Here is a 22,084-nt window from a genome sequence, read left to right on the forward strand (position 1 = left end):
GTTCTGGAGCAGCCCATGACCCAGGCCGATCTGGTCTTCACCGGCGGGCCCGTGTTCACCGCCGACCCGGCCCGCACCCGGGCGACCTCGCTCGCCGTCGTCGGCGACCGGATCGCCGCCGTCGGCCACGACGAGGTCCGCGAACTGGTCGGGCCCGGCACCGAGGTGGTGGACCTCCACGGGAAGCTGCTGGTCCCCGGCTTCCAGGACGCCCACGTGCACGCCGTCTACGGCGGGTCCGAGCTGGCCGAGTGCGACCTGTCCGGCACGGTCGGCGTCGGGGAGTACCTGGAGCGGATCCGGGAGTACGCCGACGCGCACCCGGACCGCGCCTGGATCACCGGCGGCGGCTGGTCGATGGAGAGCTTCGACGGCGGTCTGCCCTCCCGCGCGCTGCTCGACTCCGTGGTGCCGGACCGCCCGGTGCTGCTGGCCAACCGCGACCACCACGGCGCCTGGGCCAACACCCGCGCCCTGGAGCTGGCCGGGATCACCGCGGACACCCCCGACCCGGCCGACGGGCGCATCGAGCGCGAGCCGGACGGCACGCCCAGCGGCATGCTCCAGGAGGGCGCGACCGCCCTGGTCTCCCGGCTGGCCCCGGCGAGCACGGCCGCCGACCGCCTCGCCGGCCTGCTGCGTGCGCAGGAGCTGCTCCACTCCCTCGGCATCACCGGCTGGCAGGACGCGCTGCTCGGCCCCTTCAACGGCAAGCCGGACCCGTCGGACGCCTACATGGCGGCGGCGCGGGACGGTTCGCTGACCGCCCGGGTGACCGGCGCCCTGTGGTGGGACCGGGAGCGCGGCGGCGAGCAGGTCGAGGAACTGGTGGCGCTGCGCGAGAAGCTGAGCCACGGCAGGTTCCGCGCTGGCTCGGTGAAGATCATGCAGGACGGCATCGCCGAGAACTTCACCGCCGCCATGACCTCCCCCTACCTGGACGGCTGCGGCTGCGCCACCGGGAACAGCGGTCTCAGCTTCGTGGACCCCGACGCCCTGCGCGGGTACGTGACCGCCCTCGACGGCCTCGACTTCCAGGTCCACTTCCACGCCCTGGGCGACCGTGCGGTGCGCGAGGCGCTGGACGCGCTGGAGGCCGCCGTGGCCGCCAACGGGCACCGCGGCAACCGCCACCACCTCGCGCACCTCCAGGTCGTGCACCCGGACGACCTCCCCCGCTTCGCCCGGCTCGGCGCCATCGCCAACATCCAGCCGCTGTGGGCCGCCCACGAGCCGCAGATGGACGAGCTGACCATCCCCTTCCTCGGGCCCGAGCGCTCCGCCTGGCAGTACCCGTTCGCCTCCCTGGTCGCCGCCGGGGCCACCCTGGCCGCGGGCAGCGACTGGCCGGTGAGCAGCCCGAACCCCATCGAGGGCATCCACGTCGCCGTGAACCGGCGGAACCCGGACGCCACCGACGACCGGGTGTTCCTGCCGGAGCAGCGCCTGGACCTGCCGACCGCGCTGGCCGCGTACACCGCCGGCACCGCGCACGTGAACGGGCTCGACGACACCGGCAGCCTGCGCGCCGGGCACCTCGCCGACCTGGTGGTCCTCGACCGCGACATCCTCACGGCACCGCCGGAGGAGATCGCCGAGGCCCGGGTGGAGCGGACGTACGTCGGCGGCGCCCTCGTCCACGGGAGCTGACCCGCCGTGTCCCGCCGACCGGTGGCCGGCTCACCCCCCGTCCGGGCGCAGCGAGGACGCCCGTACCTCAAGGCAGGTGGGCACCAGCACGCCCGACGGTTCCTCGCGGCCCTGCTCCAGCGCGGCCACCAGGAGTTCGATGCCGGCCTCGGCGATCTCGCGGGGACGCAGGCTGAGCGTGGTCACCGGCGGCACGGTGTGCGCGGCGGTCTCGTCCTCGCTGACGCAGACCACCAGCAGGTCGCCCGGCACGTCGTAGCCGTGGCGGCGGGCCGCGTCCAGCACCAGGGGCGGGCTCGCCTCGGCGACGACGAGCAGCGCGTCGGGCCGCCCGGCGGCCGCACCGGAAGGACGCGTGCCGCCGCCGACCGGATCCGGGGCCCCGCCCGCAGGGTCCCCTCCCCCGGCCAGCACCGCCTCGACGGCCCGGACCACCGGTCCGTTGCCGATCTCGCCGACCGGCTCGGTCCGCTCGGGGGCGCCGTGCTCGGCGCACCAGTCGCGGTAGCCCGCCAGCGCCCCGGCGTGGAAGCCGGTGGTGCTGTCCGGCAGGACCAGCGCGGGCCGGCGGGCCCCCTGCGCCGCCAGGTGGTCGAGCACCTCCCGGACGGCCCGCTCCGCGTCGACGTCCACCCAGTGGGCACCCGGCCTCCCCTCCACGGAGCGGTCGCTGAACACCGGGATCCGGGCGGCGAGCAGGTCCTCGACGATCCGGTCGTCGGCCACCGGGTCGGCGACGATCACGGCGTCGAGCGGCAGGTCGCCCCACTCCTGCTGGAGCGAGCCCGAGGGCAGCAGCACCAGGGCGTAGCCCCGGCGGAGCGCCGCCGCGGCCGTCGCGCTGGTCAACTGTGCGAAGTACGGCGACTCCAGGAAGGTCCAGGGGGCACCGGCGAACTCCCCCACGACGTACCCGATCAGCCGGGCCCGTCCCGCGCGCAGCTGGCGCGCGGTGGCGTTGGGCCGGTAGCCCATCCTCCGCGCGGTCTCCCGGACCCTCTCGCGGACGGCCGGCGAGAGCCGCCCCGTGCCGTTGAGGGCCGCCGAGACGGTGGTCTTCGACAGGCCCGCCTCGCGAGCCACGTCGACGAGCCGGACGCGGGGCGGAAAGGGCGGCGAGGCGTGCCCGCCGGGCCGTGCAGCTTCGGTCATGAAGCTGATGCTGCCACCCTCGCGACCTGCGCAAAACCGTTCCCGCAAAGCCTTGTGCGGGAACGTTCCCGCATCAATACTCGCTCCATCCCCCAGCGCCCGTCACTACACCCGTAAAGGGGTGGGTCCCCATGCGCATGCCCAGAGCCCTGACATCGCTCCTCTGTACCGCGGCCCTCGCGGCCACCGCCACCGCCTGCTCCGGCGCCGAGAACCCCACAGGAACCGGTACCGGCACCGGCCCCGCCTTCCAGGTCACCCCGACCTCCGCGCCCGCCAAGGGCCCGCTGGACTCCCTCACCTGGTCCCTCTACGCCGAGCCGTACACCCTCGACTACGCGCTCGCGTTCGACTACCCGCCGAACACCGTGCTCGCCAACGTCTGCGAGCAGCTCCTCCGGGTCACCCCCCAGGGCAGGATCGAACCGGGCCTGGCGACCGGCTTCCGGCAGACCGACCCGCGCACCGTGGTCTTCACCCTCCGCCCGGGCGTGAAGTTCCACGACGGCACCACCATGACGGCCGACGACGTGGTGGCCTCCCTCAAGCGCCACATGGACCCCGCCACCGGCTCCCCCTGGACCTCCTCCTTCAAGCGCGTCACCGGCATCGAGAAGACCGGCCCGCTGGAGGTGACCATCCGCCTCAACCGGACCGACGTGCTGCTGACCGAACTGATGGCCGCCTCGCCGGGCACCGTCGAGAGCGCCGCCACCCTCGCGAAGTACGGCAAGGACTACGGGACCCCCAAGGGCTCGGTGAACTGCACCGGCCCGTACGCCCTCGACAAGTGGGCCCAGGGCGACAGCATCACCCTGAAGAAGAACCCGGCCTACTGGGACGAGAAGCTGACCCCGAAGACCGGCACGGTCCGCTTCACCTTCATCGAGGACTCCGCCGCCCGCACCAACGCCTTCCTCTCCGGCACCGCCGACGGCGGTTACCTCGTGCCCTCCACCTCGTACGGGCAGCTCAGATCGAGCGGCAAGGGACAGCTCCTGTTCGGCCCCAACACCGCCGCCGCCGACCTCTCCGTCCTCAGCTACGAGGGCACCCTCGGCGACCTCAAGGTGCGCCAGGCCCTCTCCCTGGCCCTCGACCGCAAGGGCATCATCAAGGCCGCAGCCGGCGGTGTCGGCGTCCCCGCCAAGGCCCCGGCGGCGCGCGGCGCCTGGTCGCTCGTGCCCGAGAGGACAGCCGGCTACTTCGACGCCCTGCCGGAGCCCGAGTACGACGTCGAGAAGGCGAAGAAGCTGATCGCCGAGGCCGGCGCCAAGGGCAAGAAGCTCACCATGGTGACCAGCCCGCTCGCGGCCGAGATCAGCGTCGTCGCCAACGCCGTGCAGGCGGCCGGCCGTCAGATCGGCCTCGACGTCGAGCTGAAGACCGTCGCGCCCGACGCCTACAGCTCGCTCTTCGTCGACCCCAAGGCCCGCGCCGGCTACGACCTGCTGGTCACCAACGGCTACATCAACACGCCCGACCCGCTGGAGTTCTACCAGTACCTGCGCACCGGGGACTTCGGGAACTACGGCAACTGGTCCAACGACGAGTTCGACTACGTCTTCGACCGTGCCAACGCCGAGACCGACCCGGTCAAGCGCTCCGACCTGACCGCCCGGCTCCAGAAGATCGCCATGGCCGAGCTGCCGGTCATCCCGCTCTACGAGGCGCCGTACCCGGTCTTCCTCGGCAAGCGGATCACCGGCGCCCCCACCGGCATCCAGCAGCTGTACTACCCCTGGGCCGCGACGATCGGGGCGGCGCAGCCATGACCCGCTACCTCGTCGGACGGCTCCTCGGCCTGGTGACGGTGCTGTTCGTGACCTCGCTCCTGGTCTTCGGCGCCCTCCACCTCGCCCCCGGCGACCCGGTGTCCTTCCTGCTCCACGGCCGCCCCGCCACCCCCGAGGTGGTGGCCGCACTGCGCGACCAGTACCACCTGGACGACCCGCTGCCCGTGCAGTACGCGAAGTGGCTCGGAGGCGTCCTGCGGGGCGACTTCGGCCGCTCCGCCCAGTACCACCAGGACGTCGCCGGCCTGCTCGGCTCCCGGCTCCCCGGCACGGCCCTGCTCGTCGGGTACGCCGCCCTGCTCGTCACGGTCCTCGGGGTGGGCGCCGGCCTCCTCGCCGCCCTCCGCCCCGGCGCCGCCGACCGGACCGTGCTGCTCGGCACGGGCGTGGCCACCGCCACCCCGTCGTTCGTCACGGCCATCGCGCTGGTCTCGCTGTTCTCCGTGCAGCTGGGCTGGTTCCCGGGGCCGGGCGGCACCCCGGAGGGGTTCGGCGACCGGCTGTACCACCTGACCCTGCCGGCCTTCGCGCTCGCGCTCACCTTCGCCGGTCTGCTGGCCCGGGTGACCCGCTCCGCGATGCTGGACGAGCTGGGCCGCGACCACGTCGAGGTGGCGCGCGCCCGCGGGGTCGCCTCCCGGGCCGTGGTCCGCCGGCACGTGCTGCGCAACGCGCTCGCCCCGGTCGTCACGGTCGGCGGAACGCTCCTCGCGTCCCTGCTGATCAGCACCTCGATCGTGGAGACCGCCTTCGACGTCCCCGGCATCGGCTCGCTGCTGGTGCAGTCGGTGACGGCCAAGGACTTCGCCGTCGTGCAGGCCGTCACCCTGCTCAGCGTCACGGCGTTCGTCCTCGTCAACCTCGCCGTGGACCTGGTCGCCCCGCTCATCGACCCCCGGCTGTCCCTCCACGGGGAAGGCACCTCATGACCCTCACCGCACCCCCGGCCGCCGGCGCGCCCGGCGACGCGCTGGGCCGCCGGCCCGGCCTGCGCGGGCTGCGCCGGCTGGCGGCCCTCGGCCAGGGCCCGCTGTTCGCGGCGGGCCTGACCGTACTGGCCCTGCTCGTCCTGGTCGCGCTCCTCGCGCCGGTGCTCGCCCCGTACGATCCGGAGGCCGTCGACCTGTCGGCCAGCCTCGCCGGCACCTCGGGCGACCACCTCCTGGGCACCGACCAGTCGGGCCGCGACATCCTGTCCCGGCTGCTCCACGGCGCCCGGACCGGCCTGCTCGGACCGCTGCTCGTGGTCGGCGTCTCCACCCTGCTGGGCACGCTCCTCGGCGTGGTCGCGGCCTGGCGCGGCGGCTGGACCGACACCGTGCTGTCCCGCTCGATGGACCTGGCCTTCGCCATACCCGGGCTGCTGCTGGCCATCCTGCTGGTCGCCGTGACCGGCCCCGGGATGACCGCGCCGGTGATCGCGATGGCCGTGGCGTACACCCCGTACGTGGGACGGCTGGTGCGCGGCATCGCCCGGCAGGAGAAGGCCCGCCCGTACATCGAGTCGTACCGCGTGCAGGGCTGGTCGGGCTGGACGATCTGCCTGCGGCACCTGCTGCCCAACATCGCGCCCACCGTCTTCGCCCAGTCCGCGATGAACTTCGGGTACGCGCTGATGGACCTGGCCGCGCTGTCCTTCCTCGGCTTCGGTGTGCAGCCGCCCACCGCCGACTGGGGAGCCATGATCAACGAGGGGCAGGCCGCGATCCAGCAGGGCGCGATGCTGCCGGCCCTCGCGCCGTCCGTGTGCATCGTCCTCGCCGTCGTGGCGTTCGGTGTCGTCGGCGAGGGACTCGCCGACCGGATCGCGAGGCGGGAGGAAAGGTGAGCACCATGAACGACCCGATGCCGGCACCGGTACTGGAGATCGACGGGCTGGGCATCAGGCTGCCCGACGCCAGGGCGGCCCGCCCCATCCTGGACGGCGTCAGCCTGCACGTGGGCCCCGGGGAGACCGTGGGCCTGGTCGGCGAGTCCGGCTCGGGCAAGTCCGTGGCCTGCCGCAGCGTCCTCGGCCTGCTGCCCGCCGGCGCGTCGGCGAGCGGCGCGGTCCGGGTCGGCGGCCGGGACGTCCTGACGATGAACCGCGCCGAGCTGGCCGCCCTGCGCACCCGCCGGGTCTCGATGGTCTTCCAGGACCCGCGGGCCTGCGTCAACCCGCTGCGGCGGGTGGGCGACTTCCTCACCGAGGGACTGCGCGCGGCCGGGGTGCCGGCAGCCCGCGCCACCGCCCGGGCCGAGGAACTCCTCGACGCGGTCGGCATCCGCGACCCGCGGGGCGCACTGCGCCGCCACCCGCACCAGTTCTCCGGCGGCATGCTCCAGCGCGTGGTCATCGCCGCCGCCCTTGCGGGCGAGCCGGACCTGATCGTCGCCGACGAACCGACCACGGCCCTCGACGTCACCACGCAGGCGGAGATCATCTCGATCCTCACCCGGCTGAGGGCCGAGCGCGGCACCGGGCTGCTGTTCGTCACGCACGACCTGGAGCTCGCCTCGGCCATCTGCGACCGGGTGTACGTGATGTACGCGGGCCGGATCGTCGAGACGCGCGGCACGGACGAGCTGTTCGACCGGCCGCGGCACCCTTACACGGCCGGGCTGCTCGCCTGCACCCCGCGCATCGAGGCCGGCGCCGCCGCCCCGAGGCCCATCCCCGGCCGCCCCGTCTCGCTGGCGGAGGAACCGCCCGGATGCGCCTTCGCCGCGCGCTGCGCCCACGCGCTGCCGCGCTGCACGGCGGAGACGCCCGTACTCGCCCGGCACGGCGGCGGGTACGCCGCGTGCCACCGCGCCGACGAAGGGATCACGCTGTGACCACTCCACCGACGGCGACGGCGGCCCCCCGGGGGCTGGTGGTCCAGGGGCTGTGCAAGCGGTACGGGGACCACACCGCGGTGGACGACGTGTCGTTCACCCTGCCGCCCGGGGGCTCGCTGGCCCTGGTCGGCGAGTCCGGCAGCGGCAAGACCACGACGGTACGGATGCTGGTCGGCCTCGAACACCCGGACGCGGGCGCGGTCTCGCTGGACGGCCGGGACCGCTCGGCCCGCCCGCGCGGCCGTGCAGGGCGGCTGGCCCGGGCCCGGGAGATCCAGATGGTCTTCCAGGACCCGTACCTGTCGCTGGACCCGCGGGTGCCGGTGGCCGGCTGCGTCGACGAGGTGCTGCGCCTGCACACGACGCTCGACGCCGCCGCCCGCCGGGCCCGGGTGACGGAACTCCTGGGCCAGGTCGGCCTCGGTGAGCGGGAGGCCACGGCACTGCCGCGCCGGCTGTCGGGCGGACAGCGGCAGCGGGTGGCCATCGCCCGCGCCCTGGCGGTCGAGCCGCGGGTGCTGGTCCTCGACGAGGCGGTGGCGGCGCTGGACGTGTCCATCCAGGCGCAGATCCTCGACCTGCTGGCCACCATCCGGCGGGAGGCGGGGGTGGGCTACCTCTTCGTCACCCACGACCTCGCCGTGGTGCGGCACATCGCGGACGAGGTGCTGGTCCTGAAGTCGGGGCGGGTCGTGGAGTCCGGGCCGACGGGCCGGGTGCTGGACGCGCCGGAGCACCCGTACACCCGGCTGCTGCTCGACTCGGTGCCGCGGCGCGGCTGGGACCCGGCGGCAGCCGCCCCGGTCAGGCGGGCACTGGGCTGACGGGCGCCGGGCCGACGGGCACCGGACGCACGGGCACCGGGCCGACGGGCAGGGCCGGCGGCCGTCCGGGCTGACGGGTCGCTACGCCTTCCAGCAGCCCAGGACCTCCTCGGTGGTCGCGATCGTCGCGACCAGGGCCAGCGAGTTGCGCAGCACCTGAGGGGTGTAGTCGGCCGGCACGCCCGCGATCGCGTCGGAGGGGACGACGACCGTGTAGCCGAGGTTCACCGCGTCGAACACGGTGTTGGGGATCGCCACGTTGGCGGAGACCCCGGTGACCACGAGGGTGCGGCAGCCCAGGTTGCGCAGGAGGGGGTCGAGGTCGGTGCCCGTCATGGGCGAGAGCCCGTGCAGCCGCCGGACCACCAGGTCCTCCGCGGCTACCGTGATCGGGTCGGCGACCTCGACGGCCCGGGTGCCGGTGAGCTGCTGGACGGGCAGCCTGCCGGCGGCCCGGAAGAGCCGGGCGTTGGTGTTGGCGCCCCGCCCGTCGGGGCGCCGCTCGGCCACGGCGTGCACCACCTGCACCCCGGCCGCGTGCGCGGCGTCGACCAGGGCGGCTATCCGGTCCAGGGCTCCGGAGGAGCGGGCCGCACCGGCGAGTTCGGGCAGCGCGCTCTCCTCGCCCACGACGCCCCGCTGGCACTCCACGGTGAGCAGCACGGTGGTGGCGGGGTCGAGCCGGCCGGCGAGGCTGTCGTTCGCTGTCATGGCACTCCCTGGGGTGCGTGCGTTGCGCGGCGCGGGAAGAGGCCCCATGCTTCCTGACACACAGTCAGATGTGAAGGGGTGGAGTGCAGATGGACGCCACACAGCGGCGCGGCCGACGGATCATGATGACGGACGGGGAACTCGACTCGTTCCTGGCCGGGCAGCGCACGTGCCGGGTGGCGACGGTGTCGGCGGACGGACGGCCGCACGTCGGCGCGCTCTGGTTCGCCTGGGACGGCACCGCGCTCTGGCTGTACTCGATCACGCGCAGCCGCCGTTGGGCCGACCTGCGCAAGGACCCGCGGGTGTCGGTGCTGGTCGACGCGGGCGAGGAGTACGGGGAGCTGCGCGGCGCGGAGCTGTCCGGCAGCGTGGAGTTCGTGGGCGAGGCCCCGCGCACGGGCGAGCCGAACCCGGAACTGGAGGCGCCCGAGCGGCTGTTCGCGGCGAAGAACTTCGGCCTGGAGTCGATGCCGCACGACGGCCGGCACGCCTGGCTGAAGCTCGTCCCCGAGTCCATCGTGACCTGGGACTTCAGCAAGATCTGACGGCCGGCCGCCGACCGCGCTCAGGCCGTGGCGTGCCGCACCCCGGAGGCGCGGAGCGCGTCCACCGCCGCCCGGATCGAGGGGCGCCGGTCGGCGTCCGCCCGCCACACCACGTAGATGTGCCGGCGTACGGCCTCCCGCACGGGCAGCAGCCGTACGCCGGCGGGGACCGGGCCCCGCCCGAGGCGGGGCGTCACGCACACGCCGAGCCCGGCGGCCACGAAGGCCAGCTGCGTCTGGTGCTCCTCGGCGATGTGCCGGATCCGGGGCTCGATGCCCTCGCCGCGCAGGGTGAAGACCAGCCACTCATAGCAGAACTGGCCCTCGTTCCAGGAGATCCAGTCGTCGTCCGCGAAGTCCGCGAGGTCGACCGCCGGCCGGTCCGCGAGCGGGTGGGTCGCGGGCACCGCCACGTCGGCCGCGTCGTCGAGCAGGTCCGCCCGCACCAGCTCGCCGGGCACGGGCATCCGCTTGTTGTACCAGTCGATCGCGACGGCGAGGTCGAGGTCGCCGCGGACCACCGCGGCCATGCTCTCCTCGGGCTCCAGCTCCCTGGTCAGCACCCGCAGCTCGGGGTGCTCGGCCCGCAGCGCGCACAGCGCGTCGGGGAACAGCCCGCGCAGGGCGGTCGGGAAGGCGCCCACCCGCAGCTCGCCGACCGCGCAGCCGCGCTGCGCCTCGACGTCGGCCTGGGCCAGCTCGACCTGGGAGATGATCCGGGCCGCATGGTCGGCGAGCAGCCGGCCGGCGTCCGTGAGCCGGACCCCGCGGCCGTTCTTGACCAGCAGCGGCTGGCCGACCTCGCGCTCCAGCTTGGCCATCTGCTGGGACACCGCCGAGGTCGTGACGTGCAGTCCGCCCGCCGCACCGCTGACCGAGCCGTGCCGGGCGAGGGCGTCGAGGGTACGCAGGCGCTCCAGGTTCAACATGTAAGCGATCCTACGCTTTGAGGTCCAAGAAATCTCGCTTGTCCTAAGAAGTTGAGCGGGCCAGAGTGAGCGTCATGAGCGCACCCGCAGCCCCCCGCCCCCTCACCTCACCCCCCGTCGCCACCTCGTCGTCCAGCCCCTCCCCCGCGTCCGTCGGCGCCCCCGCCGCACCGCGCCGGCGGCGCCTGACCGACTGGCGCGTCCGCTTCGCCGTGCTCTCGGTCATCTGGGGCTTCAGCTTCCTGCTGATCAAGGTGGGCACGGAGGCGTACGCACCGCTCCAGGTGGCCTTCGGCCGGGTCCTCTTCGGTACGGCCGTGCTGGGCGCCGCGCTCGCGCTGCGCCGGGAGCGGCTGCCCCGCGGTCTGCGCACCTGGGGCCACCTGGCGGTCGCGGCCCTGCTGCTCAACGCGCTGCCGTTCACGCTCTTCGCCTACGCCGAGCTGACCATCCCGTCCAGCCTGGCCGGCATCTGCAACGCCACCTCGCCGCTGTGGGGCATGGTCCTGTCGCTGGTCGCGCTCTCCGAGGACCGCCCGACCCGGCGCCGGTTCGCCGGTCTGGTCATCGGCTTCCTCGGAGTCCTGACGGTGCTCGGCGCGTGGCAGGGCTTCTCGGGGCTGGACGCGAAGGGCACCGCCATGGCCCTGCTGGCCAGCCTGAGCTATCCGGTGGGCTGGATCTACGTACGCCGCACCCTGGCCGGCCGCGAGGGCTCGCCGCTCGCGATGACCGGCGCCCAGCTGCTGCTGGCGACGGTGCAGCTCGGGGCGCTGCTGCCGTTCTTCACGTCGGCGCCGTCGGGGATCCCGCTCTGGCCCACGCTGTCGGTGGTCGCGCTCGGGGCGCTGGGCACCGGATTCGCGCTCCAGACGCAGTACGGGCTGGTGGCCGAGGTCGGCCCGACCACCGCGCAGATGGTCACGTACTTCATCCCGGTGATCGCCACCGCGGCCGGCGTCCTCGCCCTGGGCGAGCACCTCGCCTGGAACACCCCGGTGGGCGCGGCGATCGTCCTGACCGGCGCGTTCCTCACCCAGAGCCGCCCCCGCCCGTCCCGCTGAGATCCGCCCCCGAAGGACAACCGGGCCGTCGGCTCACGGCGCCGTCCCCTGGTGGCCGGGGGGCTTGAAGGCGACCAGAATCCCCGGCGCGGTCTGGGCGAAGACCACGCCGTCGGCCCGGACCGTCAGGTCCGGAGGGGTCTGCGTGCCGGTGGAGTTCACGGACCCGGTCGGCGCGGTCCGCCACCGCTCCCGTCCATCTGCACCGTCCAGGCAGATCACTTCACCGCCCTTGCCCCGGATGTAGACCAGCCCCTTGCCGTCGACCACCGGGTCGGCGGCCTCCGCCGGCAGCGGCAGGTCCCACGTGGGCTTGTCGTCGGCGAGGGCGCTGGCACGCAGCCGCCCCGCGGCCAGGTCTCGCACGGCCTTCCAGCCGGGGCCGAACACCACCTGGTCGGGCTTGTGACCGTTCAGCCCGGTACGGATCGCATGGCGGGCGGTCTGCGTGCCCGAGGCGTCGAACCTCAGGAACTCCTTGGCGCGGAGCGTGTCGTCGGAGCGGACGAGGACCCCGGCGGAGTCCTTCCCGGACTGCCAGGCCCACTCCGCCTCGGCGGCGGGCAGTTCCCGGCGCCAGCGGACCTCCCCGGTCGAGGGGTCGAGGCGCTCCAGGACCGCTCGCGGCCTTGCGGCCACGCCGCCGGCCCGCAGGTTCATCAGCGCGCCGGCCCGCACGGCGGGGAGGGAGAAGTCCGAAACGGGCGAGGTGCGACCCCACTTCTCGACCCCGGTCGCCACGTCCCTGCCGGTCACCCCGAACATGCCGCCCACCACCACCTCGGTGCCGATCACCGCCGCGGACAAGCCCTCGATCGTCTTGACCTCCCACCGCTTCGCGCCGGTGGCCAGATCGACGGCCCGCAGCACCTGCCGGTTCCACTCGCCGGGCCCGATCTGGCTGCTCCCCTCCGAAACGATCGCCAGGGCCCGCTCGGCCGAGACGGCCAGCAGCATGCTGTGGTCGCGCGAGCGGGGGCTGCCCCACAGCCGCCGTCCGGTCCGGGCGTCGTATCCGGTGGCGGCCTCCTTGTCGGAACTGCAGACCACCACCGTGTCGGTGCTCGCGCAGTAGCCGCCGAGGGGAGCGTTCGTCTGCCAGCTCGCTGCGACCACCGCCGGCCGGGCGGCGCCCGAAGGGCCGCCCTTGCCGGCCTCCTTCCCGTCCGCCCGGTCGCCCTCGGGCCACAGCTGCCAGGTGGCCGCCACCAGGGCCAGACATGCCGCCAGGGATCCGGAGATCCAGGCCGCCCGTCGTCCCGGGCGGCGGCCGGCACCGGCCCCGGGCTCCTCGGGCACGTCCGGAGGGGACGGCGTAGCGGTGACGGCGACTCCCCTGTCGCCGCCGGAGCCCGCTGCCGTCCCCGTGGGCAGCGAGGCGTCCGTGTCCGCACCGGGGGCGGTACGGTCCACCGTCCGCGCACCGCCTTCCCTGCCGCCTTCGGAGTCCGCCGTGGTTTCCGCCAGGTCTCCGAGCTCCGTGGCGCTCGGATGGGTAGCCGCCGCCCCGACGCCGGCCCTGTGGTCCTGCCCCGGCTCCGGCCCAGGGGGCGAGGTGACCGGCCGGATCCCGGCCTCCCGGAGGAGGTCCAGGAGCTCCGTCGGGGTGGGCCGGGCTGCGGGGTCCTTCGCCAGGCAGCGGCCGATCAGCCCGCGCAGCGGCCCCGGTCCCACCGGCACGGGCTCCTCGTGCACCACGTGCCATGCGACGGCGTACGGACTCTCGCCCGGGAACGGGCCTTCCCCTGTCAGTGCGTAGGTCAGCACCCCGCCCAACGCGAAGACATCGGCGGCCGGGCCGATCCGCTGCTGCTTTCCCGCGCGGAACTGCTCGGGTGCCATGAAGGCCGGAGTACCCAGCCAGGCATCGGTGTGGGTGAGCCGGTCGGCGCCCTCCGCGCGCGCGATGCCGAAGTCGATCACGCGCGGCCCGTCGGAGGAGAGCAGGATGTTGCCGGGCTTGAGATCTCGGTGGACCAGGCCGACCCGGTGAATGTCCCTCAGCGCCTCGGCCAGCTCGTACGCCAGCACCCGGACTTCGCCCTCGGGCAGCGGCCCCTCCGTGCGCACCCGGTCCGCCAGCGAAGGCCCCGGCACGAAGAGGGTGGCCATCCAGAGCAGGGGTCCTTCGGTGGCCGCGTCGATCACCGAGGCCGTGTAGGCCCCGCTGACCCGTCGGGCGGCCTCCACCTCGCGGGCGAAGCGGGCCCGGAACCGGGCATCGGCCGCGTACTCCTCACGGATCACCTTCACCGCCACCCGGCGCCCGGTGGGAGACACGGCCGAGAACACCCGGCCCATGCCACCCGAACCCAGCACATGGTCGACCACGTAGGGCCCGATCGCGGCTCCGGGCCCGGGCCCGTCCCCTCGTGCCCCGTCACCGCGCCCGCCGGCGTCCGCGTCCGTCACCGTGGCCCCCCGCCCTCGTCGGCCGATCACCATACCGGCGGCCCTGCCCCGACGTCAGCGAGTTCTCGGTCCAAGACGCGGCCGCAAATCGACTGGGGCGTGGGCCCGTTCGCGGCGCGTCGTCACGAGCCGGCCGACCGGACCCGGCGAGTCCTGCCTGCCTCGGCGGCGAACCAGGGGGTGGTGCGAAGGTCCTGTTGTGGTGCCCGCGGTGTCCGGTGCGTGCTCTCGGCGTGCCGGACGAAGACCCTCGTACCGGGCGTACTCGGGGCTTTGGCCGGTGCGGCGGGAGTGCGTGCCGGGCGCCGTGGGCGCCGTGCGGGAACTTTCGCAGCACCCCCTAGTCGTACCGCACCCCCCGTGAGGGGCGGACGGCCTCGGCCACCGCGTCCGCCAGCGGCTCGACGTCGTGCGGCGTGAGGGTGGAGACGGTGAGGCGTACGCCCGGGGGCGAGGCCAGCCGGAACCGCGCGCCCGGCGCGACCGCCCAGCCGGCCCCCAGCAGCCGCGCGACCGCGGCGGTCTCGTCGGGTACGGGCACCCACACGTTGAGCCCGCTCCGCCCGTGCGCCTTCACCCCGCGCCGGGCCAGCGCCACCACCAGCGCGTCGCGCCGCTCCGCGTACGACCGGGCCACCGCCACGGGATCCACCGCACCCCTCCGCCACAGGTCGACCACCGCGTACTGGAGCAGCCGGCTCACCCAGCCGGGCCCGAGCCGGTGGCGTCCGACCACCCGGTCCAGGGTCTGCGGGTCGCCGGTGAGCACCGCGAGCCGCAGGTCGGGCCCGTACGCCTTGGCGGTCGAGCGCACCATCGCCCAGGAGCGGGTGGCTCCGGCCAGCGGGTGCACCGGCTCGTCCACGATCGCCTGCCCGTGGTCGTCGTCGATCACCAGCACGTGCGGGTGCCGGGACAGCAGCTCCCGCAGCTCGGCCGAGCGCGCGGCACCGATGACCGCGCCGGTGGGGTTCTGCGCCCGGTCCGTGACGATCAGGGCCCGCGCCCCGCGCTCCAGCGCGGCGGCCACCCCGGCCGGCACGGGACCGTCGTCGTCCACCTCGACCGGCAGCACCCGCAGGCCCATCGCCGGCACCAGGTCCAGCAGACTCCCCCAGCCCGGGTCCTCGATCGCGACCGCGTCACCCGGCTTCAGGTGCGCGGCCAGCACCCGCTCGACCGCGTCGAGCGAACCGGAGGTCACCGCCACCGGACCCGCGGGCACCCCGTCGTCCTCGAAAGCCGCCCGGGCCCGCTCCACCAGCTCCGGCAGCACGCCCTCCTCGCCGTAAAGGCCGGGGCGTTCGTCGTGGCGCCGCGCGGCGGCCGCCAGCGCCTCCGCGAGCCGGGGCAGCAGGGCGGCGTCGGGGTTGCCGTCGCCGATGTTGCGCGTACCGGGCGGCGCCTCCACCCTCATCGACTCCCGGGGCGTGGTGGCGGGCCTGGCGCGCACCCGGCTGCCCCGGCGGCCGTCGGTCTCGATGACCCCGCGCTCGCGCAGCGTCCGGTACGCGGCGGCCACCGTGTTGGGGTTCACGCCGAGCCGGGCCGCCAGTTCGCGCATGGGCGGCAGCAGTTCACCGGGCGCCAGCTCACCGGTGGAGACCCCGTGCTCGACGCTGGCGGCGATATCCGATGCGCCCCGACCTGTGATTGTGTACTCTCCTAGCACAAAGCCGAGTATGCACTAGCACAAAGGATCCCGCAAATGCGCAACGCCGCCTACGCCCCCACCGAGCGCACCGTTCCCACGCGTTCCGCGAAGCGCGCCGCGTACGACCGCGAGACGGTGCACTCGATACTCGACCAGGCCTACGTGTGCCACCTCGGCTTCGTCCGCGACGGCGCGCCGGTCGTCCTCCCGACCCTCTACGCCCGGCTGGACGAGACGCTCTACGTGCACGGCTCCACCGGCTCCCGCCCGGTGCGGATGGCCGGTGCCGCCGACCCCGGCCTGCCGGTCTGCCTGACCGTGACCCACGTCGACGGCCTGGTGCTGGCCCGCTCGGCCTTCCACCACTCCATCAACTACCGCTCGGTCGTGGTGCACGGCACCGCCCACCAGGTCACGGACGAGGCGGAGCGCCGGATGGCGCTGGACGCGCTGGTGGACCACGTGGTGCCGGGCCGCTCGGCCGACTCCCGCCCGGCCAACGCCAAGGAGCTGGCGGCCACGGCGGTGCTGCGGCTGGAGCTGGGCGAGGTGTCGGCGAAGATCCGTACCGGCGGCCCGAACGACGACGCCGAGGACATGGCGCTCCCGTACTGGGCCGGCGTCGTCCCGGTCGCCCCCGCCTACGGCACCCCGGTCCCCTCGGACGACCTGGACCCGGCGGTCGCGCTGCCGCCGTACCTGGCCGGCGCCTGACGGATCGCGGATCCGGTACGCGGAACCGGTACGCGAAACCGGGCCGGGCCGGATCCGGACGACGCGCCGCCGCACGGGGGTGGGCGGCGCGTCTCCGCGATTGCCCGGGCCGCCGGACCGGACCGCACCCGGGAGGGCGGTCCGGCAGCCCGGACCGCGCTACGAGCGCACCGCGTCCGACCCCTGGACCGGCCCGGCCCCCGCCGCCCCGGCACCCCGCGCCGGCCGCCGAGCCTCGCCCGCGGTCAGCGCCCCGACGGCGGCGAGCAGCAGCAGAGTCCCCGCCACGGTGGCGCCGGTCAGCCGCTCCCCGAGCCCGAGCACCGCGATGGCGGCCGCGCTCACCGGCTCGATCAGCATGATCACCGACACGGTGGCCGCGGGCACCCGCGCGGCCCCGGTGAAGTAGAGCGCGTACGCCAGTGCCGTCGGCACGGCAGCCACGTACACCAGCAGCCACAGCACCCGGCCCGGCGCCTCGGTGTGCGGCAGCAGCCCTTCGGCGAGGGCGAGCGGCAGCAGTCCGACGGTGCCGACGGCGAGCGACCAGGCGGTCGTGACCAGCGGGTCGCCGGCCAGGCCCGACCGGCCGAGTCTGCGGGTCTGGAGGGTCATCCCCGCGTACGCCGCGCCCGAGACCAGCGCCCAGGCCACCCCGGCCGGCCGCACCGTGCCGCCGCCGCTGCCCAGCACCAGCACGATCAGCCCGGCGAGGGCACCGGCCACGGCGAGGGCACCGCCGAGGCCCAGTCGCTCGCCCGTCCACCACCGCGCCCCGAGCGCGATCAGCACCGGACCGGCGCCGAGGGTGACCACGGTGCCGACGGCCAGGCCGGTGCCCTGGACGGCGGCGAAGTAGGCGGCCTGGAAGAGGGTGAACAGCGCACCCGTGACCACCATCCGGCGCGCTCCCGGACCGGGCGCGGCGGACCGGCGGGGCCGTACGGCCAGCACCCCGAGCAGCAGCACCAACCCGCCGGCACAGCGCCAGAAGGTGAGGGCCAGCGGACCGAGGTCGCTGGCCAGGAAGAGCAGGGAGGCCGCCGCACCGGCGGTGCCCCAGGCGGCACCGGCGACGACGAGGGCGAGCAGACTCCGCCCGGCCGGGACAGCCCCGGAGCCGGAGCCGGCCGGGGCCTCAGCGACGGACGCCGGGGACGTGGACAGGGCAGGGAAATCCTGCAGGTTCGACATGTGCGCTTCTCCGCTGAACGGCGGGACAGGGACGAGGATTGGCGTCGCGAGTCCGTCGCGCGGGCAGCGTCAACCGCCCCGGGGACGCCCCCGGGCGGAAAACCCGATCTCTCGGCCTGACCAGGCCGCCCGCGCTAGGCGGCCGGCGGAGAAAGCACGGTCGAATACACGGTCGCCACCCTAGGTGGCCTTGGCGCCCGGGTCCAGCACGCGTCCGCCCAGGTCACCGCGGTCCAGGTCACCGCCGCCCAGGTCACCGCCGTCCAGGTCACCGCCGTCCAGGCTGCCCCCGGCCGGCCCGGCGTCCGGCAGCGGGCCCGGCTCCGACACCACGACCACGGGACCGCCCTGGGCCACCGGCTCCGCGGGCGCCCCGGCCGACCGCGCCGTCTGCGCGATGAAGGCACCGCACAGCACCAGCGCACCGCCGACCACCTGCGGCGTGGACAGCTGCTCGCCCAGCAGGATCCAGGCGAACACGACGGCGGTGACCGCCTCCAGGAAGGCCACCACACCGGCGACCTGCGGGGAGAGCCTGCGCACCGACACCACACCGGTGACGTACGCGAAGCAGGTGGCGACCAGCACCACCCAGGCCAGCAGCAGCCAGGCCGGGACGGCTGTGCCGTCCATCGACGCCTGGCCGCCCAGCACCTGCCAGTCGATGTTCCAGGGCCGTGCGATGACCGTCAGCACCAGCGCGCCGACGATCATCCCGTACGCGATCACGCCGAGCGGGTCGGGCGCGTCCTCGCCGGCGGAGCCCTGGTCGGCCAGGATGAAGTAGCAGGCCTGGCAGCAGGCCGCGGCGAGGCCGAGCAGCACGCCGAGCGGGTCCAGGCTCAGGCCGGCCCAGATCTCGACCACGAAGGCCAGGCCCGCGACGGCGATGGCGGCACCGCCGGCGGCCGCACGGCTCACCGGCTTGCGCTGCACGAAGCGGATGTAGCCGAGCAGCAGCGCCGGGCCGAGATACTCCAGCAGCAGCGCGACGCCGACCGGGATCCGGGAGATGGAGGCGAAGTAGAAGGCCTGGACGCCCGCGACGGCGAGCAGCCCGAAGCCCGCCAGCAGGGCGGGTTTGCGCAGCACGAGGTCACGGTGGCGCCAGGCCAGCGGGGACAGCACCAGTGCCGCCCCTGCCACCCTGAGCCAGACCATGTGGAGCGGGTCCAGACCCGCCTCGATCAGCGGCTTCGCCGCTACACCGGAACCACCGAACGCGAGCGCCGAAACCAGGGCCAGGCCCAGTCCGGCGTTTCTCCCAGACGCTTGCATCCGGCCATCATGACAGCCTCCGTCAGGAGCGTCACCACCGTGACGCCTGTTGAGATGCCGTCGCGACCTCTCCGTGACGCGACTCGTCGTTCCCGCTGTTTCTGACAGGTCGTCAGTATTGAATGTTCCGCCCGCCGAGGCTACCTTCCGCCGCACGAACCGACGACAAAGGGGTGGTCGCATGGCCGAAGTCACCGCGGAATCGCGCATCGAGGCGCCCGCCGCCAAGGTCTGGTCCCAGCTGCTCGACTGGGACGCGTACGGCCAGTGGAGCCAGACCCACACGAACTTCCCCAAGGGCGGCCCCGAGAACCTCGCGGTGGGATCCACCTTCGAGGAGAACATGAAGATGATGGGCTTCCCGGCCGAGGTGCTCTGGACGGTCGAGGCCCTGGAGGACGAGCGCGTCCTCGCCATCAAGGGCAAGGGCCCGATGGGCGTGGTCGTCGGGACCCGCTACACCCTGATCCCGGACGGCGACGCGACCACTGTGCGGATCGACGGCGAGTTCACCGGCGCCGCGGTCTCGCTCATGGCGGGCAAGCTGAAGGACTCGGCGACGGCCGCGCTGACGGAGTCCCTGCGCAGACTGAGCACCCTGGTCGCCTGACGCCCACCCCCCGGCACCCACACGCACGAGCGCCCCACGGCTGCTGCCGTGGGGCGCTCGTGCGCGCGGTACTCCGGCCGGCCCATCAGTGCTCGTCGGCCAGGATCAGGTACATCTTCTTGCGGGCCTCGTTGACGACCGCGACCGCCTTCTCCCGCTGCTCGGGCGTGCCGGTCTTCCAGACCTGCCCGAACGCCTCCATCAGGCCGAAGCCCGCCTGCCGGATCTCGTTCATCGACTCCCAGTCCACGCCGCGCCCCGCCTCTTCCCAGGGCGCGCCCGACCCGGCCTCGGCCTCGGCCCGTCCGGCCTCGGTGAGCGTGAACAGCTTCTTGCCGCCCTCGCTCGCGCTGCTGATCAGGCCCTCGTCCTCCAGCATCTGGAGGGTCGGATAGACCGAGCCCGGGCTGGGCTTCCAGGCCCCGCCGCTGCGCTCGCCGATCTCCTGGATCATCTCGTAGCCGTGCATCGGGCGGTCCGCCAGCAGCGCCAGGATCGAGGCCCGTACGTCGCCGCGCCGCGCCCTCCCCCGCATGCCGTGCCGGCCCCCGCGGCCACCGCCGAAGGGCCCGCCGAACGGCGGCCCGAACCCCCCGAACGCCGCCCGCGACCCCGGCCCGCCACGGGGCCCACCACCAGGCCCGAACCCGGGCCCCCGCCCGCGGCCCCGCTCGAATCCGTGCTCGTGCCCATATCCGTGTGAACGCATGACGCGCCCCTTTCGTTTGCCTTCTCTGATCGATTGCGATGCCTCAACGATATATCGGAACCGATCGCCTGGCAAACCCCCGTCTCACCTGCCCCGTTACCCTCGCTGCGCGCCACGCCACCCGAGGAAGCCCCGCCGACTGGTCGCCGACGGCCGCACGTATTGCTGCTCGGCAAGGTCCGCCTCAGTCTGGGCGGCGACGGTGGGCACCGCCGGCAAGCGGTCGTAGGCGGCGATGACTTCGTTGTGCCATCACCTCGGGACTGGCTGGGCTGGTGGACCATCTGGGGTCGTCCGTTTGCCGTCGTCGCGTGCGGGTGCCGTACTGGTTGCATCCGGCATATGCGCGAGGAGAGGCACATCTATGGGACAGGTGGTAGGGAACTCCGGTGTACCCGACGAACCAGCTGTGTTCGGGAAACACACCCAAGGGGGCACCGCTGTGTACGGGGAGACCCAGAGTGGTCATGACGACGACGAAGCGGCGGTGTATGGCCTGAACTTCGGCGGTGGTCCAGGCGTCCGAGGCTCGGCCGACGTCATGGGACCAGGGGTGAAGGGCACGAGTACCTTCACTGGGGTGGAGGGCGAGAGTTACGGCAAGGACGGCGACCACGGGTGGGGCGTTCTCGGGACAACCAACGGCAGCGGAGCACGAGGAGCGGCTGGCGTCAGAGGAGACGGCAGGCGCAATGCGCCGGGCGTCTGGGGGATCACCTCGGGCAGCGGATCACGGGAAGCGGCCGGTGTTCGGGGGGACGGGAATCGCAACGCGCCGGGGGTGTGGGGGACGGGGCGTACGGGCGTTTACGGGCAGGGTGGGAAGGGCCCGGGCGTTCACGGCGAGGGGACGGGCGGCTACGGAGGCGAGTTCGAGTCAGAGGGTTCGAGCCAGCTACGCCTGAAGCCCCAACGTGCCGAGTTCAGCAAGGGGGCGGACGGGACGCCGCAGCCGAACCTCCCGGGCTTTGCCCAACCCGGCGAGCTGAGGCTCGTCCGGGACGACGTGGGGGCGTGCACGCTGTGGCTCTGCGTGGACGGGAGCGGCGGCACAGGGCCGGTCGGCTCCGCCTTCGCTTCGTGGGCCCAAGTGCTCCTGGGCCCACCCTTCGAAGGTGTCATTGGGCCGTAGCCTCGGAAAAGTGACCAGCGGGACGCCCGCCAGCGCCGGGACCGGGTTCGGGCGCTGGCGCTGGCGAGCAGGTTTGAGGCGGGTTCCCAACCACGGAGTCAAGCAGGGCCTGCCATGAGAGAGGTATTCGGCGACCTCATAGGAACGGGCCCGGTACCGGGGCTGAGGTGTCACGGACCACTCTGCTTTCCGCAGGCGGATGTCCCGTCTCACCGAGGTTTGACGGTGCCTCAACGAAAGTTCGATCGGCCTCCGCTGGACTGCGCATCAGGTGAAACGCACGGTCAGTCTCTTGTTCGGCGCGTTCGACTCGTCTTCCGTGGCAGCTCGGACCAGTACGGATGCGATCGCCTCAAACGCTTCGTCGCCCATGCGGCCACGACTGGCCTCGGTGTTCTCCCAGACGATCTCGACCGGGCGCTCGACATCCCTGCTCAGGCGGTCCCACAGGGCGTTCAGGTTATGCCCGTAGTAGGGACCAAAGTCCAGAGGCCCTGCAAGAACCTTGTGCAGGTCTGCCTGGCTTCCGATGTGTGCCCCGTCGATCGTGACGCGCACGGTGCTCCACCCCTTCGACCAGCCGCCCGACTCTACGAAACCCCCGACGCCCTTGCAGGCGTCGCGCCACGAACCCTGGCAGTCAAACTTCGCTGAGACAAACTGCCACCGGTCGAACTTCACTGAGACTCGTCAAACTTCGGTGAGCCGGGACATACGTCTGGACGTGACCGCTCTCACTCAATCGCGTCGTTTACTCGGCGAACCCAGTCGTTTGGCCATCCGTCTCAGTGAACCTAGTGACCTGGTTTGGAGATCCTGTCGCAGTAGCGGCAGATGCGGTCGAGGATCTGGTCGGCGGTCTTGGTCCACTTGAAGGGCCTGGCCTG

The 22,084-nt window shown here is 73.7% G+C and carries 19 protein-coding genes; 10 read left to right on the plus strand and 9 right to left on the minus strand.

Annotated elements, in window-relative coordinates:
- Window positions 1-15 precede the first annotated feature (15 nt).
- Window positions 16-1,650, plus strand: coding sequence for an amidohydrolase (locus ACIF6F_RS35380; protein WP_399957122.1), 1,635 nt, complete (start codon window positions 16-18; stop codon window positions 1,648-1,650).
- Between the two features lie 30 nt (window positions 1,651-1,680).
- Here ACIF6F_RS35380 and ACIF6F_RS35385 read toward each other — a convergent pair whose 3' ends face one another.
- Window positions 1,681-2,802, minus strand: coding sequence for a LacI family DNA-binding transcriptional regulator (locus ACIF6F_RS35385; RefSeq protein WP_399957125.1), 1,122 nt, complete (start codon window positions 2,800-2,802; stop codon window positions 1,681-1,683).
- A 131-nt stretch (window positions 2,803-2,933) separates the two neighbouring features.
- Here ACIF6F_RS35385 and ACIF6F_RS35390 point away from each other — a divergent pair, with 131 nt between their 5' ends.
- From ACIF6F_RS35390 to ACIF6F_RS35410, 5 genes are read left to right on the plus strand one after another with little or no spacing between them, the layout of a single operon-like run.
- Complete coding sequence (locus ACIF6F_RS35390; RefSeq protein ID WP_399957128.1) at window positions 2,934-4,577, plus strand: ABC transporter substrate-binding protein; 1,644 nt, start codon at window positions 2,934-2,936, stop codon at window positions 4,575-4,577.
- Entirely contained in the window at window positions 4,574-5,527 is a 954-nt protein-coding gene (locus ACIF6F_RS35395; RefSeq protein ID WP_399957132.1) for an ABC transporter permease, read from the plus strand. The genes ACIF6F_RS35390 and ACIF6F_RS35395 overlap by 4 nt, the downstream gene beginning before the upstream one ends.
- Window positions 5,524-6,426, plus strand: coding sequence for an ABC transporter permease (locus tag ACIF6F_RS35400; RefSeq protein WP_399957135.1), 903 nt, complete (start codon window positions 5,524-5,526; stop codon window positions 6,424-6,426). Before ACIF6F_RS35395 ends, ACIF6F_RS35400 begins: the two co-directional genes overlap by 4 nt.
- Before the next feature lie 5 nt (window positions 6,427-6,431).
- A complete protein-coding gene (locus ACIF6F_RS35405; RefSeq protein WP_399957138.1) occupies window positions 6,432-7,415 on the plus strand; it encodes an ABC transporter ATP-binding protein in 984 nt (327 codons plus the stop codon).
- Window positions 7,412-8,242, plus strand: coding sequence for an ABC transporter ATP-binding protein (locus ACIF6F_RS35410; RefSeq protein ID WP_399957141.1), 831 nt, complete (start codon window positions 7,412-7,414; stop codon window positions 8,240-8,242). Before ACIF6F_RS35405 ends, ACIF6F_RS35410 begins: the two co-directional genes overlap by 4 nt.
- Before the next feature lie 81 nt (window positions 8,243-8,323).
- Here ACIF6F_RS35410 and ACIF6F_RS35415 read toward each other — a convergent pair whose 3' ends face one another.
- Window positions 8,324-8,953 (minus strand): cysteine hydrolase, encoded by a 630-nt coding sequence (locus ACIF6F_RS35415; protein ID WP_399957144.1) that lies wholly within the window; start codon window positions 8,951-8,953, stop codon window positions 8,324-8,326.
- 89 nt (window positions 8,954-9,042) lie between these two features.
- Between ACIF6F_RS35415 and ACIF6F_RS35420 the strand changes: the two genes are divergently transcribed.
- Window positions 9,043-9,501 (plus strand): pyridoxamine 5'-phosphate oxidase family protein, encoded by a 459-nt coding sequence (locus ACIF6F_RS35420; RefSeq protein ID WP_399957147.1) that lies wholly within the window; start codon window positions 9,043-9,045, stop codon window positions 9,499-9,501.
- 20 nt (window positions 9,502-9,521) lie between these two features.
- On the opposite strand, the gene ACIF6F_RS35425 is transcribed toward ACIF6F_RS35420, so the two are convergent.
- Window positions 9,522-10,430: a LysR family transcriptional regulator gene (locus tag ACIF6F_RS35425; RefSeq protein WP_399957152.1), complete on the minus strand. Its 909-nt coding sequence runs from the start codon at window positions 10,428-10,430 to the stop codon at window positions 9,522-9,524.
- A gap of 74 nt (window positions 10,431-10,504) precedes the next feature.
- Between ACIF6F_RS35425 and ACIF6F_RS35430 the strand changes: the two genes are divergently transcribed.
- The gene (locus ACIF6F_RS35430; RefSeq protein WP_399957155.1) at window positions 10,505-11,494 is read left to right on the plus strand and encodes a DMT family transporter; all 990 of its coding nucleotides are present in this window, start codon (window positions 10,505-10,507) and stop codon (window positions 11,492-11,494) included.
- A 33-nt stretch (window positions 11,495-11,527) separates the two neighbouring features.
- On the opposite strand, the gene ACIF6F_RS35435 is transcribed toward ACIF6F_RS35430, so the two are convergent.
- Both ACIF6F_RS35435 and ACIF6F_RS35440 read right to left on the minus strand, forming a co-directional pair.
- Window positions 11,528-13,939, minus strand: coding sequence for a protein kinase (locus ACIF6F_RS35435; RefSeq protein WP_399957158.1), 2,412 nt, complete (start codon window positions 13,937-13,939; stop codon window positions 11,528-11,530).
- Window positions 13,940-14,246: 307 nt separating this feature from the next.
- On the minus strand, window positions 14,247-15,578 hold the full coding sequence (locus tag ACIF6F_RS35440) for an aminotransferase class I/II-fold pyridoxal phosphate-dependent enzyme (protein WP_399957161.1): 1,332 nt from the start codon (window positions 15,576-15,578) through the stop codon (window positions 14,247-14,249).
- Window positions 15,579-15,614: 36 nt separating this feature from the next.
- Here ACIF6F_RS35440 and ACIF6F_RS35445 point away from each other — a divergent pair, with 36 nt between their 5' ends.
- Window positions 15,615-16,274 (plus strand): pyridoxamine 5'-phosphate oxidase family protein, encoded by a 660-nt coding sequence (locus ACIF6F_RS35445; RefSeq protein WP_399957164.1) that lies wholly within the window; start codon window positions 15,615-15,617, stop codon window positions 16,272-16,274.
- A gap of 159 nt (window positions 16,275-16,433) precedes the next feature.
- On the opposite strand, the gene ACIF6F_RS35450 is transcribed toward ACIF6F_RS35445, so the two are convergent.
- Together ACIF6F_RS35450 and ACIF6F_RS35455 are read right to left on the minus strand one after the other, a co-directional pair.
- Window positions 16,434-17,468: a DMT family transporter gene (locus ACIF6F_RS35450; protein WP_399957167.1), complete on the minus strand. Its 1,035-nt coding sequence runs from the start codon at window positions 17,466-17,468 to the stop codon at window positions 16,434-16,436.
- Window positions 17,469-17,648: 180 nt separating this feature from the next.
- Window positions 17,649-18,746 carry an EamA family transporter gene (locus tag ACIF6F_RS35455; protein WP_399957170.1) on the minus strand — a complete coding sequence of 366 codons (1,098 nt, stop codon included), beginning with the start codon at window positions 18,744-18,746 and terminating at the stop codon, window positions 17,649-17,651.
- Between the two features lie 181 nt (window positions 18,747-18,927).
- On the opposite strand from ACIF6F_RS35455, the gene ACIF6F_RS35460 reads away from it, so the two are divergent.
- On the plus strand, window positions 18,928-19,356 hold the full coding sequence (locus tag ACIF6F_RS35460) for an SRPBCC family protein (protein ID WP_399957173.1): 429 nt from the start codon (window positions 18,928-18,930) through the stop codon (window positions 19,354-19,356).
- 85 nt (window positions 19,357-19,441) lie between these two features.
- Here ACIF6F_RS35460 and ACIF6F_RS35465 read toward each other — a convergent pair whose 3' ends face one another.
- Both ACIF6F_RS35465 and ACIF6F_RS35470 read right to left on the minus strand, forming a co-directional pair.
- A complete protein-coding gene (locus ACIF6F_RS35465) occupies window positions 19,442-20,065 on the minus strand; it encodes a PadR family transcriptional regulator (RefSeq protein ID WP_399957176.1) in 624 nt (207 codons plus the stop codon).
- 1,399 nt (window positions 20,066-21,464) lie between these two features.
- The gene (locus ACIF6F_RS35470; protein ID WP_399957179.1) at window positions 21,465-21,755 is read right to left on the minus strand and encodes a barstar family protein; all 291 of its coding nucleotides are present in this window, start codon (window positions 21,753-21,755) and stop codon (window positions 21,465-21,467) included.
- Window positions 21,756-22,084: the final 329 nt, after the last annotated feature.

This window comes from Streptomyces sp. NPDC086023, assembly GCF_044540325.1.
Classification (GTDB): Bacteria; Actinomycetota; Actinomycetes; order Streptomycetales; family Streptomycetaceae; genus Streptomyces.

Coding starts and splice junctions, on each gene's coding strand:
- ACIF6F_RS35380 (WP_399957122.1), top strand. CDS start 16: ATGACCCAGGCCGATCTGGTCTTCACCGGCGGGCCCGTGTTCACCGCC.
- ACIF6F_RS35385 (WP_399957125.1), bottom strand. CDS start 2,802: ATGACCGAAGCTGCACGGCCCGGCGGGCACGCCTCGCCGCCCTTTCCG.
- ACIF6F_RS35390 (WP_399957128.1), top strand. CDS start 2,934: ATGCGCATGCCCAGAGCCCTGACATCGCTCCTCTGTACCGCGGCCCTC.
- ACIF6F_RS35395 (WP_399957132.1), top strand. CDS start 4,574: ATGACCCGCTACCTCGTCGGACGGCTCCTCGGCCTGGTGACGGTGCTG.
- ACIF6F_RS35400 (WP_399957135.1), top strand. CDS start 5,524: ATGACCCTCACCGCACCCCCGGCCGCCGGCGCGCCCGGCGACGCGCTG.
- ACIF6F_RS35405 (WP_399957138.1), top strand. CDS start 6,432: ATGAACGACCCGATGCCGGCACCGGTACTGGAGATCGACGGGCTGGGC.
- ACIF6F_RS35415 (WP_399957144.1), bottom strand. CDS start 8,953: ATGACAGCGAACGACAGCCTCGCCGGCCGGCTCGACCCCGCCACCACC.
- ACIF6F_RS35420 (WP_399957147.1), top strand. CDS start 9,043: ATGGACGCCACACAGCGGCGCGGCCGACGGATCATGATGACGGACGGG.
- ACIF6F_RS35425 (WP_399957152.1), bottom strand. CDS start 10,430: ATGTTGAACCTGGAGCGCCTGCGTACCCTCGACGCCCTCGCCCGGCAC.
- ACIF6F_RS35430 (WP_399957155.1), top strand. CDS start 10,505: ATGAGCGCACCCGCAGCCCCCCGCCCCCTCACCTCACCCCCCGTCGCC.
- ACIF6F_RS35435 (WP_399957158.1), bottom strand. CDS start 13,939: ATGGTGATCGGCCGACGAGGGCGGGGGGCCACGGTGACGGACGCGGAC.
- ACIF6F_RS35445 (WP_399957164.1), top strand. CDS start 15,615: ATGCGCAACGCCGCCTACGCCCCCACCGAGCGCACCGTTCCCACGCGT.
- ACIF6F_RS35450 (WP_399957167.1), bottom strand. CDS start 17,468: ATGTCGAACCTGCAGGATTTCCCTGCCCTGTCCACGTCCCCGGCGTCC.
- ACIF6F_RS35455 (WP_399957170.1), bottom strand. CDS start 18,746: ATGCAAGCGTCTGGGAGAAACGCCGGACTGGGCCTGGCCCTGGTTTCG.
- ACIF6F_RS35460 (WP_399957173.1), top strand. CDS start 18,928: ATGGCCGAAGTCACCGCGGAATCGCGCATCGAGGCGCCCGCCGCCAAG.
- ACIF6F_RS35465 (WP_399957176.1), bottom strand. CDS start 20,065: ATGCGTTCACACGGATATGGGCACGAGCACGGATTCGAGCGGGGCCGC.